12 protein-coding genes are annotated in these 15,095 nt (G+C 61.5%); 8 read left to right on the top strand and 4 right to left on the bottom strand.

Annotation, left to right across the window (positions count from 1 at the left end; all coding sequences use genetic code 11):
* Nucleotides 1-107: 107 nt before the first annotated feature.
* On the bottom strand, nucleotides 108-749 hold the full coding sequence (locus DWZ15_RS07730; RefSeq protein ID WP_117635615.1) for a GNAT family N-acetyltransferase: 642 nt from the start codon (nucleotides 747-749) through the stop codon (nucleotides 108-110).
* A gap of 276 nt (nucleotides 750-1,025) precedes the next feature.
* On the opposite strand from DWZ15_RS07730, the gene purH reads away from it, so the two are divergent.
* From purH to DWZ15_RS07710, 4 genes are all read left to right on the top strand, one after another.
* Nucleotides 1,026-2,633 carry a bifunctional phosphoribosylaminoimidazolecarboxamide formyltransferase/IMP cyclohydrolase gene (gene purH, locus DWZ15_RS07725; RefSeq protein ID WP_117736055.1) on the top strand — a complete coding sequence of 536 codons (1,608 nt, stop codon included), beginning with the start codon at nucleotides 1,026-1,028 and terminating at the stop codon, nucleotides 2,631-2,633.
* Nucleotides 2,634-2,883: 250 nt separating this feature from the next.
* On the top strand, nucleotides 2,884-3,615 hold the full coding sequence (locus tag DWZ15_RS07720; RefSeq protein WP_117759752.1) for a hypothetical protein: 732 nt from the start codon (nucleotides 2,884-2,886) through the stop codon (nucleotides 3,613-3,615).
* A gap of 179 nt (nucleotides 3,616-3,794) precedes the next feature.
* Complete coding sequence (locus DWZ15_RS07715; RefSeq protein WP_118450306.1) at nucleotides 3,795-4,466, top strand: response regulator transcription factor; 672 nt, start codon at nucleotides 3,795-3,797, stop codon at nucleotides 4,464-4,466.
* A 9-nt stretch (nucleotides 4,467-4,475) separates the two neighbouring features.
* A complete protein-coding gene (locus DWZ15_RS07710; protein WP_118450304.1) occupies nucleotides 4,476-5,519 on the top strand; it encodes a sensor histidine kinase in 1,044 nt (347 codons plus the stop codon).
* A gap of 222 nt (nucleotides 5,520-5,741) precedes the next feature.
* On the opposite strand, the gene DWZ15_RS07705 is transcribed toward DWZ15_RS07710, so the two are convergent.
* Nucleotides 5,742-6,179: a universal stress protein gene (locus DWZ15_RS07705; protein WP_006235921.1), complete on the bottom strand. Its 438-nt coding sequence runs from the start codon at nucleotides 6,177-6,179 to the stop codon at nucleotides 5,742-5,744.
* A 249-nt stretch (nucleotides 6,180-6,428) separates the two neighbouring features.
* Here DWZ15_RS07705 and DWZ15_RS07700 point away from each other — a divergent pair, with 249 nt between their 5' ends.
* Together DWZ15_RS07700 and DWZ15_RS07695 are read left to right on the top strand one after the other, a co-directional pair.
* Nucleotides 6,429-7,409 carry an undecaprenyl-diphosphate phosphatase gene (locus DWZ15_RS07700; protein ID WP_118450302.1) on the top strand — a complete coding sequence of 327 codons (981 nt, stop codon included), beginning with the start codon at nucleotides 6,429-6,431 and terminating at the stop codon, nucleotides 7,407-7,409.
* A gap of 227 nt (nucleotides 7,410-7,636) precedes the next feature.
* Nucleotides 7,637-10,537, top strand: a complete 2,901-nt coding sequence (locus DWZ15_RS07695) for an ATP-dependent helicase (RefSeq protein ID WP_118450300.1) — start codon at nucleotides 7,637-7,639, stop codon at nucleotides 10,535-10,537.
* 282 nt (nucleotides 10,538-10,819) lie between these two features.
* Here the strand turns inward: DWZ15_RS07695 and DWZ15_RS07690 are convergent, their stop codons facing one another.
* Both DWZ15_RS07690 and DWZ15_RS07685 read right to left on the bottom strand, forming a co-directional pair.
* Complete coding sequence (locus tag DWZ15_RS07690; protein ID WP_369833260.1) at nucleotides 10,820-11,752, bottom strand: type I phosphomannose isomerase catalytic subunit; 933 nt, start codon at nucleotides 11,750-11,752, stop codon at nucleotides 10,820-10,822.
* Nucleotides 11,753-11,827: 75 nt separating this feature from the next.
* Nucleotides 11,828-12,547 (bottom strand): GntR family transcriptional regulator, encoded by a 720-nt coding sequence (locus DWZ15_RS07685; RefSeq protein WP_118450296.1) that lies wholly within the window; start codon nucleotides 12,545-12,547, stop codon nucleotides 11,828-11,830.
* Nucleotides 12,548-12,887: 340 nt separating this feature from the next.
* Between DWZ15_RS07685 and DWZ15_RS07680 the strand changes: the two genes are divergently transcribed.
* Nucleotides 12,888-13,841, top strand: a complete 954-nt coding sequence (locus DWZ15_RS07680) for an ROK family protein (RefSeq protein ID WP_229057836.1) — start codon at nucleotides 12,888-12,890, stop codon at nucleotides 13,839-13,841.
* A 166-nt stretch (nucleotides 13,842-14,007) separates the two neighbouring features.
* Nucleotides 14,008-14,931 carry a manganese-dependent inorganic pyrophosphatase gene (locus tag DWZ15_RS07675; RefSeq protein WP_118450292.1) on the top strand — a complete coding sequence of 308 codons (924 nt, stop codon included), beginning with the start codon at nucleotides 14,008-14,010 and terminating at the stop codon, nucleotides 14,929-14,931.
* The last annotated feature ends 164 nt before the right edge of the window (nucleotides 14,932-15,095 follow it).

Here is a 15,095-nt window from a genome sequence, read left to right as displayed (position 1 = left end):
TTCGCTTCTAATAAAGAAGGCCAAGATTCGGGACGCAGTTCAAATGACTAGTTGTTGGGGATCAGTCATTGGGGACGTTCTTAAATGACTAGGTGTGGCTGCTTGGGCTAGGCTGTTAGGTCGAGTTCGTAGAGAAAGCTTTCACGCGGCATGGCGTGGCGGCGCTCTTCGCGGTTGGCGCGGTGCGTGGCCGTGCGCTTAAAGCCGTGCAGCTCGTAGAACTTCCACGAGCAGTTGGAGTCGGTGTACAGGTGCGCCCTCGTCGCTCCAAGCGAGGACAGGTGCGAGACTGCGGCATCGAGCAGAACCGTGCCAACGCCCAGGCCATGGACATCGCGATCCACGGCAAGCAGCGTGACCTCGTTGTCGTGCGGCAACGGGCTGCTCTCGAGCAGACGGTTGTTGGTTCGGATGGTTGCGCGTACAAACGAGAGATACTCGGCGCAGGCATCGGGCTCCAGCTCACGCATCTGCGATAGCAGCGCGCGTTCGGTATCCATCCAGTGTTCCTTAACGGTGGCGCCGGAGCTCTGTCCCGCACGCGCGAGCGAAATGCCACGCGCCTGACCGTCAATCACCGCAACCTGCGAAAACGTCGACGACGAAAGGCAGTAGGCAAGGTCGCACGCGGCCTCGAGGCGGTTGTACTCATCGTTATCCGAATTGTTATGCCAAAGCTGCTGTAGAATCAGTGCGATGGCGTCGAAGTCTTCGGTATCAAACGGTCGGTAGAGAACCCGCGAGACCATGGTGCCTCTTTCTTTTGCGGATGCATATCGAGCACAGTTCTACCACGCCATTGGCATCTAATTATGGTGCCCCTGTGTTCCATGAACTCACCGTGCCCGGTGCCGTGCCCATCCCCCCGCTCGTAAACTTTTTCTGCACAGCCGTGCGTTGCGGGATGCAACGTCGCGCTCGATGCGCTACATTGAATCAGTATTTTCAATGCCGCTGCGCGAGCGCTGCAGATCGACGTATCACCGACTCACAGAGCACGGCGGCGTACCAGACAGGAGGACTGCATGGGATCTGATGTGAAGATCGCACGCGCGTTGATCTCGGTTACCGATAAGACGGGTGTCGTCGATTTCGCACGGACGCTGGTCGATGACTTTGGCGTCGAGATCATCTCTACGGGCGGCACGGCTCGTGCCATCGAGGACGCGGGCGTTCCCGTAACCCCCATCGAGGAGTTCACGGGCTATCCCGAGATGATGGACGGCCGCGTTAAGACCCTGCACCCCAAGGTTCACGGCGCGCTGCTGGCCCGCCGCGATTCCGAGCAGCACATGCAGGAGGCCGCCCAGCACGGCATTAAGCTGATCGACCTGGTCGTCGTCAACCTGTACGAGTTCGAGAAGACCGTCGCCAACCCCGAGGTCACCTTTGCGGATGCCATCGAGCACATCGACATCGGTGGCCCCTCCATGTTGCGCTCTGCCGCCAAGAACGCCGCGAGCGTTACCGTCATCTCCGACCCGGCCGACTATGATGCCGTCCTGGCCGAGATGCGCGAGACCGGTGGCTGCACCACGCTTTCCACCCGTCGTCGCCTGCAGGTGAAGGTCTACCAGACTACCGCCGCCTACGACACGGCTATCTCCCGTTGGCTTGCCGCTCAGGCAAGCGACGTGGCGGACACCTCTGCCAAGCTCGAGATCTCGCTGGAGAAGGTCGACGACCTGCGCTATGGTGAGAATCCTCAGCAAAAGGCTACGGTCTACCGCTTTGCCGAGGGCTGCGAGAACACCGCGAGCTCTCAGTTCCCGCTTGTGGGCTCCGAGCAGATCCAGGGCAAGCCGCTCAGCTACAACAACTATCTGGACGCCGATGCCGCCTGGAACCTGGTCCGCGAGTTCGACGAGCCGGCCTGCGTGATCCTCAAGCATCAGAACCCCTGCGGTTCCGCCGTTGCCGAGGACATCACGGCCGCCTACGACCGCGCTTTCGCCTGCGATCCCAAGAGCGCCTTCGGCGGCATCATCGCCTGCAACCGCGAGGTTCCCTTTGAGCTGGTTGAGCACTTCGCCGACCAGAACAAGCAGTTCGTCGAGGTCATCATCGCCCCGAGCTACACCGATGAGGCGCTCGAGCGCATGGTCAAGCGCCCCAACCTGCGCGTGCTGGCTACCGGCGGCGTGGACCACGGTGCCCAGGTGGAGCTGCGCTCCATCGACGGCGGCATGCTGGTGCAGGAGGTCGACCACGTGACCGAGGATCCCGCGACCTTTACGTTCCCCACCGATCGCAAGCCCACCGACGCTGAGATGGCCGAGCTCGAGTTTGCCTGGAAGGTCTGCAAGGGCGTCAAGTCCAACGCCATCCTGGTCTCCAAGGGCAAGGCCGGCATTGGCATGGGCCCCGGTCAGCCCAACCGCGTTGACTCTGCGCTGCTTGCCTGCGAGCGCGCCGAGGACTTCTGCGAGCGCGAGGGCGTGGAGAAGGGCGGCTTTGCCTGCGCAAGCGACGCGTTCTTCCCGTTCCGCGACAACGTCGACGTGCTTGCCGCACACGGCGTGACCTGCATCATCCAGCCCGGCGGCTCCAAGCGCGATGACGAGAGCATCCAGGCCTGCAACGAGCACAATATTGCGATGGTTTTCACGGGTGCGCGCCACTTCCGCCATTAAGTAGGGAGGTGGCGCTGCGGCTTGCCCAACCACCGCACCTTGCCGCTCATTCGTCGCCCGCGTACCCAAGTACGCGTCGCTCCTCTTTCACGGCAATCTGCGGCACCTGGGCAACCCTCGCCGACCTGTTAGGTTGACTGGGGAGGATGGGATGTTATCTCGTCCCTTGGACCGCCTCGCTTCTAAAATTATCTCTGCAAAAGACGGCCGCTCCGTTTGGAGGGCCGTCTTTTTGGTATAAGAGGACGGAATGACTAACACGAAAGGTATGACCATGCCCCAGATTGATGATGCAGAGCTGTTTGGCAATGCCGAGGACCAGCGTGCGTACGAGGACTTTTGCGCCAATCAGGAGGCGGTCGAGAAGTTTACGCTCGACAAGCCCGCGCTTATCTGCCGTTGGCGCATGTCCAACAAAAAGGTGCCCATGCTCAACCGTCACATTCGCGCGCTGTCCGAGCGCTTGGTGCAGGGCGAGCCGCTTACCCATAACATGCTCAGCTGGGCCAAGCAGCACGTTGAGTGGTCGCTTGCCGAGGGCGATTACACCGCGCACGACGGCGTGCTCATGCTGGTGATCGACGTTAACGGCAATGCCGCCATGACGGTGGGTGAGTACGAGCCGCTGGCCGATACTTCGGCCAAGGCGCTGCGTGCCCGCTCCGCCGAGGCCCGCTCCGAGGCCGACGAAACCGGCGTGGCGCCCGAGCTGCTCGCTGCCGTCAACAACGGCGAGCTGGCCTTTGTGGCGCCGGCGGACGAGTGCCTGTGTGGCACGGCGACGCTCATAGAGCAGCTGGCCCAGACCAAGGGCATCCCGGTCACGCGCGTGGACATTCCCGCACAGCTCAAGGGCGCCTTGTTCCTGGTAAGCGACGAGCACGGCGTGGTGCCTGCCACCGACGCCGACGCCGCCGAGTCTGATGCCGCGACGGTCGCCTTCTTTGCCGACGGCTACGAAAAGCTTCGCGCCCGCCGCTAAATGATTATTCTGGGACGGGGATTAAAGAATCATTTTGGTTCCCGCCACCGCTGCGAGTGCGAGGCGGACAAAACGCCCCCGCTCGCGAACAGTTCTGTCACCTTGGCGACGTGCGTGGCGCGCACCTGCAGTTTCGCAGCCATAATGGTGGCAAGACAATCAAGAGGGGAGCGGAATCCATGGCGCTAATCTATATCGTTGAGGACGACGAGCCCATTCGTCGTGAGCTTGTCGACATCCTTGCCCGCGCCGGGTTTGAAATCGAGGCCTGCGAATCGTTCGAGCATGTCTCGCGCGATATTCTCGCCGCCGCGCCCGACCTGGTGCTGCTCGACCTCACGCTTCCCGTCAAGGACGGCCAGCATATCTGCCACGAGGTTCGCCGCGAATCCGAGGTCCCCATCATCGTCCTCACCTCGCGCACGACCGAGATCGACGAGGTCATGGCCATGACGCTCGGCGCGGACGACTTTGTTCCCAAGCCCTATAGCACGCGCGTGCTCGTGGCGCGCATCAACGCACTGCTGCGTCGCACCGCGGCGTCAGGCGAGCGCAGCACGCTCGTCCACAAGGGGCTGGAGCTCGACCTCGCCCGCTCTATGGTCACCAACACGGCGACCGGCGACAGCACCGAGCTCACCAAAAATGAGCTGCGCATTCTCTCGCTGCTCCTGAGCCGCGCGGGCAAGATCGTCTCGCGCTCGGCCATCATGCAGGACCTGTGGGACTCCGACGCCTTCGTGGACGACAATACGCTCACCGTCAACATCAACCGCCTGCGCACCACGCTCGAAAAAATCGGCATCAAGGGGTATTTGACGACGCATCGCGGCCAAGGCTATTCGGTCTAGGGGCCGGCTATGTCGTTTGGCAAGTTCTTTAAAGATGCACTGCTTCCCGTCGCCGTGTGGACGTGCGGCGTGCTGCTGAGCTGCTTTGTGCTGACGGTCGCCGGCGCACCCGTTTCTATCGTGGTCGTGGCGGTTGGCGTGTCCTTTATCTTCGGTATGCTCGGCATCGTGATCGAGTACGCTCGCCGTCGCCGTTTTCTGCGTCAGTTGGAGCGCGCGGCAGAGGAGCTCGAGAGTCCCGCATGGGTGCAGGAGATGGTGCAATGCCCAACCTATGCCGAGGGCGAGCTCGAGTACGAGGTCCTGTGCCGGGTGGGCAAAGCCGCCTGCGACGAGGTTGCCGAGGGCCGGCGTCAGACCGAAGACTATCGCGACTATATCGAGAGCTGGGTCCACGAGGCCAAGCTGCCCCTGGCGGCGGCTCACATGATTCTGGAAAACCTCGACGGCGGCGCAGATGACCCAACACGTGTCGATGACCTGGGTCGCGAGTTGGCTCGCGTGGAACGCTATATCGACCAGGCGCTGTACTACGCGCGCTCGGAAGTCGTGGAGCGCGACTACCTGATTCGCCGCTGGGACCTTAAGACCTTGGTGACGGGTGCGATTAAGGCCAACGCGCGCGAGCTCATTGCGGCGCACGTGGCTCCGGTGTGCGAGAACCTCGACTTCGAGGTCTTTACCGACGAAAAATGGCTCGAGTTTATCCTGGGCCAGCTCATTCAGAACAGCATTAAATATGCGCGCGAGGACGGCGCGAAGATCGTGTTTTCGGGCGCGTTACTGGACGAGGGCCTGGCGAGCGAGCGCATCGAGCTCACCGTTGCGGACAACGGCTGCGGCGTGTGTGCGGCAGACCTGCCACGCGTGTTCGAGAAGGGCTTTACCGGCGACAACGGCCGCACCACCAAGCGCGCAACGGGCATCGGCCTCTACCTGGTGGCGCGCCTATGCTCCAAGATGGGCATCGACGTCACGGCGGCATCCGACTCCGGCGAAGGCTTTGTCGTAACGTTCGCGTTTTCAACGAATAAGTTTCAATATTTCGAGTAACGCACGCGGCAGACGCCCACCCAAACAAAAACGTGCCGCCTCAAACAAAACGTGCCGCCCCAAACGGGGCGGCACGCCATCTTTTATCAGCCAACTCGCTGAAGTAAGGCTGCGAAGGCCGCGGGGCCGGGAGGGGTTTCCTAAGGGCACATCCCGCAGCCGCAACGCGGCGAGGACGTGCCCGTGGAAACCCCGCAGGCCCCGCGGCCGGTGGGAGCAACGCTACTTCACGACCAAAATGTCGCAGTCGGTGTTGCGCAGCAGGAACGTCGAAATCGAACCCAGAAGCGCATACTTGATCGAGGACAGGCCGCGAGCGCCGCAGAGCACCAGGTCGGGCTTGACCACGTCGAGCATCTCGTCTTTGAGCGTCTCGCGAATACGACCGGCGCGTATCATGACCTCGACCTCGGGAATATCGGGATTGGCCTTGGCCTCTTCGAGCTGCTTGGCGATGGAGTTCTTAAATGCCTCCTCTAGGCCGTTGACCAGGTCGACCGGATAGGAGCCGGCGCTCTCGAGTGCCGTGGAATCGATAACGTGGCCGATAATCAGCTTGGCGCCGTTGTTCGCGGCGACCTTGATGGCGCGTGCGAGCACAAAATCCTGCTGCTCAGTACCGTCGAGTGAAACAAATACCTTGGTGTAGCCCTCGTTCATGGTTTCCTCCTTGGTCTATCGCACGGGCGCGGGGCTCGTGCGTCGGGCGGGCGCGGGTGCGTTGACCGCCGGACACTTTATCTTGTTGCAGTTATACCCAAGGATTTCGGTTTAACTGCTCGCAATTCTGTGAACGGGCGAGTTTTTTGGTAAGGGTAGGCGCGGTCGCACCGCCAACGGTTGATAATGGGACATCGCCCGCATCGTCCGCAGAACATCTACCGGCGGGTGTCTAACGAGGGGGTCCCTTTGGATATTATCGAGCTTCTAAAATCTGCCTTCATGGGCCTGGTCGAGGGCATCACCGAATGGCTGCCCGTTTCGTCGACGGGTCACATGATCTTGGTGGACGAGTTCGTCAAGATGAACGTGAGCGAGACGTTCTGGAATATGTTCCTGGTCGTGATTCAGCTCGGCGCCATTCTGGCCGTCTGCGTGCTGTTTTTCCACGAGCTCAACCCGTTCTCGCCCAGCAAGGGCAAGGAGGGCCGTCGCGACACCTGGGTGCTGTGGGGCAAGATTGTGCTCGGTTGCATTCCTGCGGCGGCGATCGGCCTGCCGCTCAACGACTGGATGGAGGAGCATTTCTACAACGCTCCCGTCGTGGCGCTGGCGCTCATTGTGTACGGCGTGCTGTTTATCGTGATAGAGAACTGGCGCGCGAGCAAGCGCGAGGAAATGGCCGTTGCCGGTTCGTTTGGTTCGCGTGCTGTGGTGTCGGGTGGACGTCCCGCCGGTGCGCACTTTGCGGCGTCCGCCACGGCTACCGCTGAGGATGAGGACGATGACGAGAATCTGGACTTTGGTTCCATCGCCACGCTCGAGGACCTCAGCTGGAAGACTGCGCTGGGTATCGGCTGCTTCCAGGTGCTTTCGCTGGTGCCTGGTACGTCTCGCTCCGGTTCTACCATCATCGGCGGCCTGCTTTTGGGCTGCACGCGCTCGGTGGCGTCTAAGTTCACGTTCTTCCTGGCCATCCCTGTCATGTTTGGCGCGAGTGCGCTCAAGCTGGTCAAGTACTTCATCAAGGGCGGCACGTTCGGCACCAACGAGATCGCCATCTTGGGCGTGGGCTGCGTTGTTGCCTTTGTGGTTTCGCTCATCGCCATCAAGTGGCTCATGGGCTTCGTCCGCCGTCACGACTTTAAGTGCTTCGGTGTTTACCGCATCATCCTGGGCATCGTAGTGCTCGTATACTTCTTCGTTCTGGAGCCCATGCTCGGCCTCTAACTTAGTCGACGCTGCGCGGCGGCCAGAGCGACAGCTTGTCATTCAAAGAGGGTGGCATGACCAAAAGGTCTATGCTGCCCTCTTTTTTGGGCGATGGGGTGGGTCCGATGGTGGCGCACGGAGTCGTGGTGTGATTTGCGTCGGTGTCCGCGCGGCTCGGTATACTGGTACGGCTCAAACTATGGCGCTGCCCGCAGGCGCGCCGTCCGTCAGATGAGGAGTCGCCCATGACCCAGCCCCTGCCCTGGGAAAAGAACACTGCCGCGCCCGTGCCGCCCGCGCCGGAACCCGTGCCGCTCGATGCATACACCGCCCCCGCTGCGCCGGAGCCCGAGCTCGTTCCGCTCGACATCTACGACGCTCCCGCGCCGGCGCCCAAGCCCGCCAAGCCGCTCGTCGACATCGACAGCCTTAATCCCGCCCAGCGCGAGGCGGTCCTGTCCACCGAGGGCCCGTTGCTGGTGCTCGCCGGCGCCGGCTCGGGCAAGACCCGCGTCTTGACCTTCCGCATCGCACATATGCTCGGCGACCTGGGTGTTAAGCCTTGGCAGGTTCTTGCCATCACGTTTACCAACAAGGCTGCGGCCGAGATGCGCGAGCGTCTGGCGGTACTCATCCCAAGCGGCACCCGTGGCATGTGGGTGTGCACCTTCCATGCCATGTGCGTGCGCATGCTGCGCGAGGACGCCGACCTGCTGGGCTATACCGGTCAATTCACCATCTACGATGACGACGACTCAAAGCGCATGGTGCGCGACATTATGCAGGCGCTCGGCATCGAGCAAAAGCAGTTCCCCATCAACATGATCCGCAGCAAGATCAGCTCTGCTAAAAACGCCATGATCGGGCCCGAGGACATGCTCAAGAGCGCCGATAGCCCCAACGACAAAAAGGCCGCGCAAGTCTACCTGGAGCTGGAGCGCCGCCTGCGCGCCGCCAACGCGATGGACTTCGACGACCTGCTCGTGCGCACGCTCGAGCTACTGCGCACCCGCCCCGAGGTGCTCGACAAGTACCAAGAGCGCTTCCGCTACATTAGCGTCGACGAATATCAGGACACCAACCACGTCCAGTACGAAATCGCCAACCTGCTGGCCGCCAAGTACCAAAACCTCATGGTCGTGGGCGACGACGACCAGTCCATTTATAGCTGGCGTGGCGCCGACATCACCAACATCCTGGACTTTGAGCAGGACTTTAAAAACTGCAAGACCGTCAAGTTGGAGCAGAACTATCGCTCCACGGGTCACATCCTGAGCGCCGCCAATGCCGTTGTTCGCCACAACTCGCAGCGCAAGGACAAGCGCCTGTTTACGGCCGAGGGCGATGGCGAGAAGATTCAGGCTTTCCAGGCAAGCGACGAGCGCGACGAAGGTCGCTGGATTGCCGGCGAGATCGAAAAGCTGCATGCCAAGGGTACGAGCTACGACGATATCGCCGTGTTCTACCGCACCAACGCCCAGTCGCGTATCCTCGAAGATATGTTCCTGCGCGCGGGCGTGCCCTACAAGATCGTCGGCGGCACGCGATTCTTCGACCGCGCCGAGATTCGCGACGTCATGGCCTACCTCAAGATGATCGTGAACCCGGCCGACGAGATGAGCGTCAAGCGCGTCATCAACACGCCGCGCCGCGGCATCGGCTCCACCTCGATCCAAAAGATCGAGCAGCTGGCGCGCGACAACCGCTGCTCGTTCTTCCAGGCCTGCGAGATCGCAACAGCCGAGACGGGCATGTTTAGTGCCAAGGTGCGCAACGGCCTGTCGAGTTTTGTGGCGCTGGTGCGCGAGGGCCGCCGCATGGACGGCGAGCTCAAGGACGTCGTCGAGATGATTGTCGATAAGACGGGCCTGCTGCAGGCGTTTCGCGCCGAGGGCACCATGGAGTCCGAGAGTCGCGCCGAGAACATCCAGGAATTCCTGGGCGTCGCCGCCGAATTTGAGGAGACGCACGAGGATATCGAGGGTACGCTCGAGAGTCTAGAAGAGCTGCGCGCGGCCGGTGTTGCCGACGTGCCGTCCGTCGCCGAGTCCGAGTCCGTCGTGGTGAGTGCGCCCGCGTCCGAGCCGGGGCCGTCCGCTCCGGCATCCTCGTTTGAGGCACTTGTCGGCGCTCGTGACGCCGCGGGCTCCAATCCGCTCGATAGCCTAGCCGCCCCGGCGCTCTCGCCGCAGGATGCCCTGGCCGCCGCCATCGCGGGCAACGCGTATGCCGTGCCAACAGAGCTACCGGCGGGCGCCGTGCATGCCGACGAGGTCGAGCGCACCTACGGTCCGCTCACCTGTAAGGCACTGCCGGCACTCATGGAGTGGCTGGCCCTGCGCTCCGACCTGGATTCCCTGGCCGGCGAGACGCATGCCATTACCATGATGACCATCCACTCCGCCAAGGGCCTGGAGTTCCCGGCGGTGTTCGTGGCCGGCATGGAGGAGGGTATCTTCCCGCACGTGCACGACTTTGGCGGCAGCGATGACCCGGGCAAGCTCGAGGAGGAGCGTCGCCTGGCCTACGTTGCCATCACGCGTGCCCGTAAGCGCCTGTTCCTGACCTATGCGGCCACGCGTCGCACCTACGGCTCGACCTCTGCCAACCCGCGCTCTCGCTTCCTCAACGAGATTCCGTTTGAGGATATCGAGTTTAGCGGTATCGGTTCTGCCGGTTTTGAGGGCACGGGCTGGGAGAAGCGCGGCGACCGTCACGGCACCTTTGGCTCGGGCATGGGCTCGGATATGTATGGCGGCAAGGTGTTCGGTTCGCATACGCGCTCGACCGGCGGTTCCGGTTCGCGCGGCGGATCGAGCTTCGACGATTTCTTTGGTGGCAGCACCTATGGCACCGAGCGCCATCGCGGGGTTTCGCCCGACGCCGGCCGTGTTGCCTCGACCTTTGGTTCGGGCGCGCCGCGAGCTAAAAAGCCGTCGTCCAAGGTGTCGCCGACGGTGGAGCGCAAGGTCGATCGCGCCAGCGCGTCGCAGGACTTTGCCGCGGGCGATACCGTGAGCCACAAGACCTTTGGCACCGGTACCGTGATCTCGGTCGCCGGAGACATGATCGAGGTTCAATTCGAAAAAACCGGCCAGACTAAAAAGCTCATGAAAGGTTTTGCACCGATCGTCAAGCTGTCGTAATCCCGGCGGACCTGGGTGGGCGTATAGGGCAACATCGCCTGCTCGGGCAGTCCTGCGCAAGACGGAGAGCACATTAAGTGCTCTCCTTTGCGTGCGGAACTCGCGATCGATGTTGCCCCATACGCCCTCCCAGGTCCTTTGATAAGGCTGCTTGCGAACGTCGCTTTGCTCGTTCGTTTTTTGGTCTGGAGAGCCGGGTGGGCTGATAAATAGATGTGAGTAGGGGCTCTCCCGTTTGATGAGCGGGGGAGCCCCTTGTTGCGTTTTGGTTGTTGGTGCGACCTAGAGGTGGCTGATGATCAATTCCATTTTGCCTTCGAGGTCGATGGAGCTGACGGTGCTCGGAGCTAGCAGGTGGCTTCCCTTGTGGACGGGGTCGCCGCAGACGGTGCCTTCGCCGTCGATGACCGACAGGCACATGAAAGGCCAGCGCTGGTCGAGGGTCTTGCTGCCGTCGACACGCACGCGATCGACGGTGTAGCAGGGGTTGGACTCGAGCTCGGTTACGCCATCGACCTCGCGCGCGGTTACGGTACCGTCGGTCGGTGCCTGCGCGTTAAAGTTGATGCAATCTAGGCTCTGCTCAATGTGAAGTGGGCGCAGCTTTCCGTCGGTGCCGGGACGATCGTAGTCGTATAGGCGATACGTCACGTCGCTCGACTGCTGCGTCTCTAAAATGAGCGTGCCGGTCTTGATGGCGTGCACGGTACCGGAATCAATCTGGAAAAAGTCGCCCTTGTGAATCGGCAGTACGTTGAGCATGTCGTCCCAACGGCCTTCCTCGATCATCTGTGCGGCCTCGGCGCGGTCCTTGGCACGCTGGCCGACGATGATCGTGGAGCCGGGCTCGCAGTCCAGCACATACCAGCACTCGGTTTTGCCCAAGCTACCGTTCTCGTGCTCGGCGGCGTACTCGTCGTTGGGATGGATCTGGATCGAAAGGTCGTCCTTGGCGTCCAGAATCTTAATGAGCAGCGGGAACTCCTTGCCCTCGCAGTTGCCAAAGAGCTCGCGGTGCTCGGCCCACAGCCATGACAGCGTGTGACCGGCGTACGGGCCCTCAGCGATCTGGCAGTCGCCGTTGGGGTGTGCCGAGATGGCCCAGCACTCACCGATGGGACCCTCGGGAATGTCATAACCAAATACGGTTTCGAGCTGGCGGCCGCCCCAGATCTTCTCGTGAAAGATCGGCGTCAGTTTAATCAAATCGGACATGTTCATACCCCCATGGTGTTGCGCGGCCGCCCACTCTAAACGAGCCGTAACGAGCGCCCGCATGACTACAAAAACCTATGCCAACGTTACGTTGTGCAGCTCAAAGCGGTCACCAACGTTGCGCGAGATCGAATGCTCAAAGGCGGTGCCGCTATCCAAAAAGCCAATCTGGTTGAGCTCGAGCAGGGGAGAGCCGGGTTTGGTGTCCAGGCGCTCAGCCTCTTCCTCGGTTGCCGCTACGGCGCGAATGGTGCGGTGGAAGCTCGAAATCTTCAGCCCGCATTGCTTGCGGATGAAGCTGTAGACCGATCCATACAGGTCTTTCTTTTTAAGGCCCGGAATCAGCTCGAGGGGCATGTAGGTGTACTCGATAACGATGGGCTTCTCGTCGACCTGGCGCACGCGCACGATGTGATAGGCAAAGTCGTCCTCGGCAATTCCCAGCTGGGCAGCGACGTCTGCTGGCGGATTGACAATCGAGAAATCGTAGACCACCGAGGTCACCTTCTCCCCGCGGTGCTCATACGAAAAGCCCTGGGAGCGATCGTTCTTGCCCTGGAAAAACGCCTGGCCGGGAAGCCCCGCCGTGTCCTTAACGTAGGTGCCCGATCCGCGCCGGCTGGTAACAAGACCTTCATCGGTAATCTGCTCAACAGCTCGTTTGACGGTGATTTTGGAAACGCTATAGAGCTCGCAGAACTCAACGACGGTGGGCAGCTTGTCGCCCGGCTTTAGAGCGCCGTCCTCGATGCTTCGACGGATATCTGCAGCTATTGCCTCGTATTTGGGAATCATGGAACCTCCTTTCCGGCTTGATTGAGTACAAACGAAAGTATAGTCTACGCCTAAGCATCCCTATTGCGTTTTTGAAAAGTTCGAGAAAGATATAATCAAAAAACGCTTTTCTATATCAACTAGAGCGCTCTAAATGAATATGCATTCGAATAATGTGGTATTGAGCAAATTGATCGGCTCGAAGATGGGGTTGGGCCGTTTTGCCGCCCAGCGAACCGAATCTCATGCCTTGCGTTTTCCCAGATAAAACCTGCCAAAACAAACCTGTCCCTTTTTGACAGGTTTTTGCCTGGGGAGCGGTACCATACAGGCAATGTTTAAACGAGAAAGGTGGGCTCCCATGGAACCTAAGCAGTACTACATCGGCATCGACGTCGGCGGCACTTCGGTTAAGGAGGGCCTGTTCGACGAGGACGGCAACCTGCTTGCCAAGGCCAGTGTTCCCACGCCTCCCATCGTTGACGCTGCGGGCTTTGCCGCGGTGACCGAGGCTATCGACCAGGTGGTCGCCAAGGCGCAGATCCCGCGCGCCTTTGTGGCGGGCATTGGCCTGGCCGTTCCGTGCCCCATCCCGGCGTCGGGCGATGCCAAGGTCAAGGCCAACATTGCCATCAACCTGCCCGAGCTTAGGATCGCCATCCAGGAGCACTGCCCCGACGCGGTCGTTAAGTACGAGAACGATGCCAACGCCGCTGCCATGGGCGAGGCCTGGCTCGGTTCTGCCAAGGGCGTGCAGAACGTGGTGATGGTCACCATCGGTACCGGCGTGGGCGGCGGCGTTATCGTCAACGGCGACGTGGTATCGGGCGTTGTGGGCGCGGGCGGCGAGATTGGCCACATGTGCCTGAATCCCGACGAGGAGCGCACCTGCGGCTGTGGCGGCCATGGCCACCTGGAGCAGTATTCCAGCGCCACCGGCGTGGTGAGCAACTACCTTGCCGAGTGCAAGAAGGCGGGCGTCGAGCCCATCGAGCTCACCGGCCCCTCCGATTCCAAGGACGTGTTCCAGGCCTGCCGCGAGGGTGACAAGCTCGCGCTGGCCGCGGCCGATACCATGGCCGATTATCTCGGCCGCGCTCTGGCGCTTATCGCCAACGTGGTCGACCCCGAGATGTTCCTGATCGGCGGCGGCGCCTCCGCCTCGGCCGACGTCTACCTCGACAAGGTCCGCGAGCACTTTAAGCAGTACGCGCTTTCTGCCTCGCGCGAGACGCCCATTAAGGTCGCCTCGCTCGGAAACGACGCCGGCATTATCGGTGCCGCCTACGTAGCCCTGCGCGCCGCCGGTAAATAGCTGGTGCAAGGGGGTCAGGTTACTTTGCACCAACATGGTGCAAAAGGGACAGCCTTGGCCCCCATGCCTGCCCCAAAATATGCCGTGGCCCTTCCGTCTGCGAAGGCTCGGCATCGGCGTGCTACCATAGCTACGTCCAAGTACACATATCAAGTGGAGGATATCCATGGCAAACGTTCTTGTCTTTGGTCACCAGAACCCCGATAACGACGCCATCATGAGCGCCGTCGTCCTGTCCCAGCTGCTCAACCAGGTTGAGTATGCCGGCAACACCTACGAGGCTTGCGCCCTTGGTCAGCTTCCGGCAGAGTCTGCCAAGCTGCTCGCCGACGCCGGCATCGCCGAGCCCCGCGTGATTGATTCCGTCGAGGCCGGTCAGCTCGTCGTCCTCACCGACCACAACGAGTCTGCCCAGTCTGTCGCCGGCCTTAAGGACGCCACGGTCTTTGGCGTTGTCGATCATCACCGCATCGGCGACTTCGAGACCGCCGGCCCGCTGCACTACATCTGCCTGCCCTGGGGCTCCAGCTGCACCATCGTCACCAAGCTCGCCGGCGTGCTCGGCGTTGAGCTCTCCGATGTACAGGCCAAGCTGCTGCTCTCGGCCATGATGACCGACACGCTCATGCTCAAGAGCCCCACCACCACCGATGTCGACCGCGCCGTCGCTGCTAAGCTCGGCGAGCAGGTGGGCGTCGACCCGGTCAAGTTTGGCATGGAGGTCTTCCTCACCCGTCCGTCCGGCTCCTTCACCGCAGCCGAGATGGTCGGCAATGACATCAAGATGTTCGAGCCCGCTGGCAAGAAGCTGCTCATCGGCCAGTACGAGACCGTCGACAAGACCCGCGCACTCGGTATGATCGACGAGATCCGTGAGGCAATGCGCGCCTACGCCGCCGAGAAGGGTGCTGACGGCATTGTCCTGTGCATCACCGACATCATGGAAGAGGGCTCGCAGGTCCTGCTCGAGGGCGAGACCGAGGCTGCTCAGAAGGGCTTGGGCATTGCCGACGAGCACGACGGCGTCTGGATGCCGGGCGTCCTCTCCCGTAAGAAGCAGGTCGCTGCCCCCATCATGGCCGCCTGCTAGGTTCTTTTGACCTAACACCGACGACCGGATCGCGGACGCCCCGCGCTCCGGTCGTTTTTTGTGCACGGCGCCGCGTCGTCTCTTGGACAGGCGTGCCCGCGCCGTTGAGCAAATAATGTTCAACCTGTGGTTCCGCTTTTCGGCCACGCCTGCGTGCTTGTCGT

Origin of the sequence: Collinsella sp. AF29-7AC, from assembly GCF_003475665.1 — a bacterium.
Lineage (GTDB): Bacteria > Actinomycetota > Coriobacteriia > Coriobacteriales > Coriobacteriaceae > Collinsella.
This window is presented reverse-complemented; position numbering and strand designations above follow the sequence as displayed.

Bases quoted from the DNA above. Each gene is read 5' to 3' on its own strand.
- DWZ15_RS07730 (WP_117635615.1), bottom strand. From the start codon at position 749: ATGGTCTCGCGGGTTCTCTACCGACCGTTTGATACCGAAGACTTCGAC.
- purH (WP_117736055.1), top strand. From the start codon at position 1,026: ATGGGATCTGATGTGAAGATCGCACGCGCGTTGATCTCGGTTACCGAT.
- DWZ15_RS07720 (WP_117759752.1), top strand. From the start codon at position 2,884: ATGACTAACACGAAAGGTATGACCATGCCCCAGATTGATGATGCAGAG.
- DWZ15_RS07715 (WP_118450306.1), top strand. From the start codon at position 3,795: ATGGCGCTAATCTATATCGTTGAGGACGACGAGCCCATTCGTCGTGAG.
- DWZ15_RS07710 (WP_118450304.1), top strand. From the start codon at position 4,476: ATGTCGTTTGGCAAGTTCTTTAAAGATGCACTGCTTCCCGTCGCCGTG.
- DWZ15_RS07705 (WP_006235921.1), bottom strand. From the start codon at position 6,179: ATGAACGAGGGCTACACCAAGGTATTTGTTTCACTCGACGGTACTGAG.
- DWZ15_RS07695 (WP_118450300.1), top strand. From the start codon at position 7,637: ATGACCCAGCCCCTGCCCTGGGAAAAGAACACTGCCGCGCCCGTGCCG.
- DWZ15_RS07690 (WP_369833260.1), bottom strand. From the start codon at position 11,752: ATGTCCGATTTGATTAAACTGACGCCGATCTTTCACGAGAAGATCTGG.
- DWZ15_RS07685 (WP_118450296.1), bottom strand. From the start codon at position 12,547: ATGATTCCCAAATACGAGGCAATAGCTGCAGATATCCGTCGAAGCATC.
- DWZ15_RS07680 (WP_229057836.1), top strand. From the start codon at position 12,888: ATGGAACCTAAGCAGTACTACATCGGCATCGACGTCGGCGGCACTTCG.
- DWZ15_RS07675 (WP_118450292.1), top strand. From the start codon at position 14,008: ATGGCAAACGTTCTTGTCTTTGGTCACCAGAACCCCGATAACGACGCC.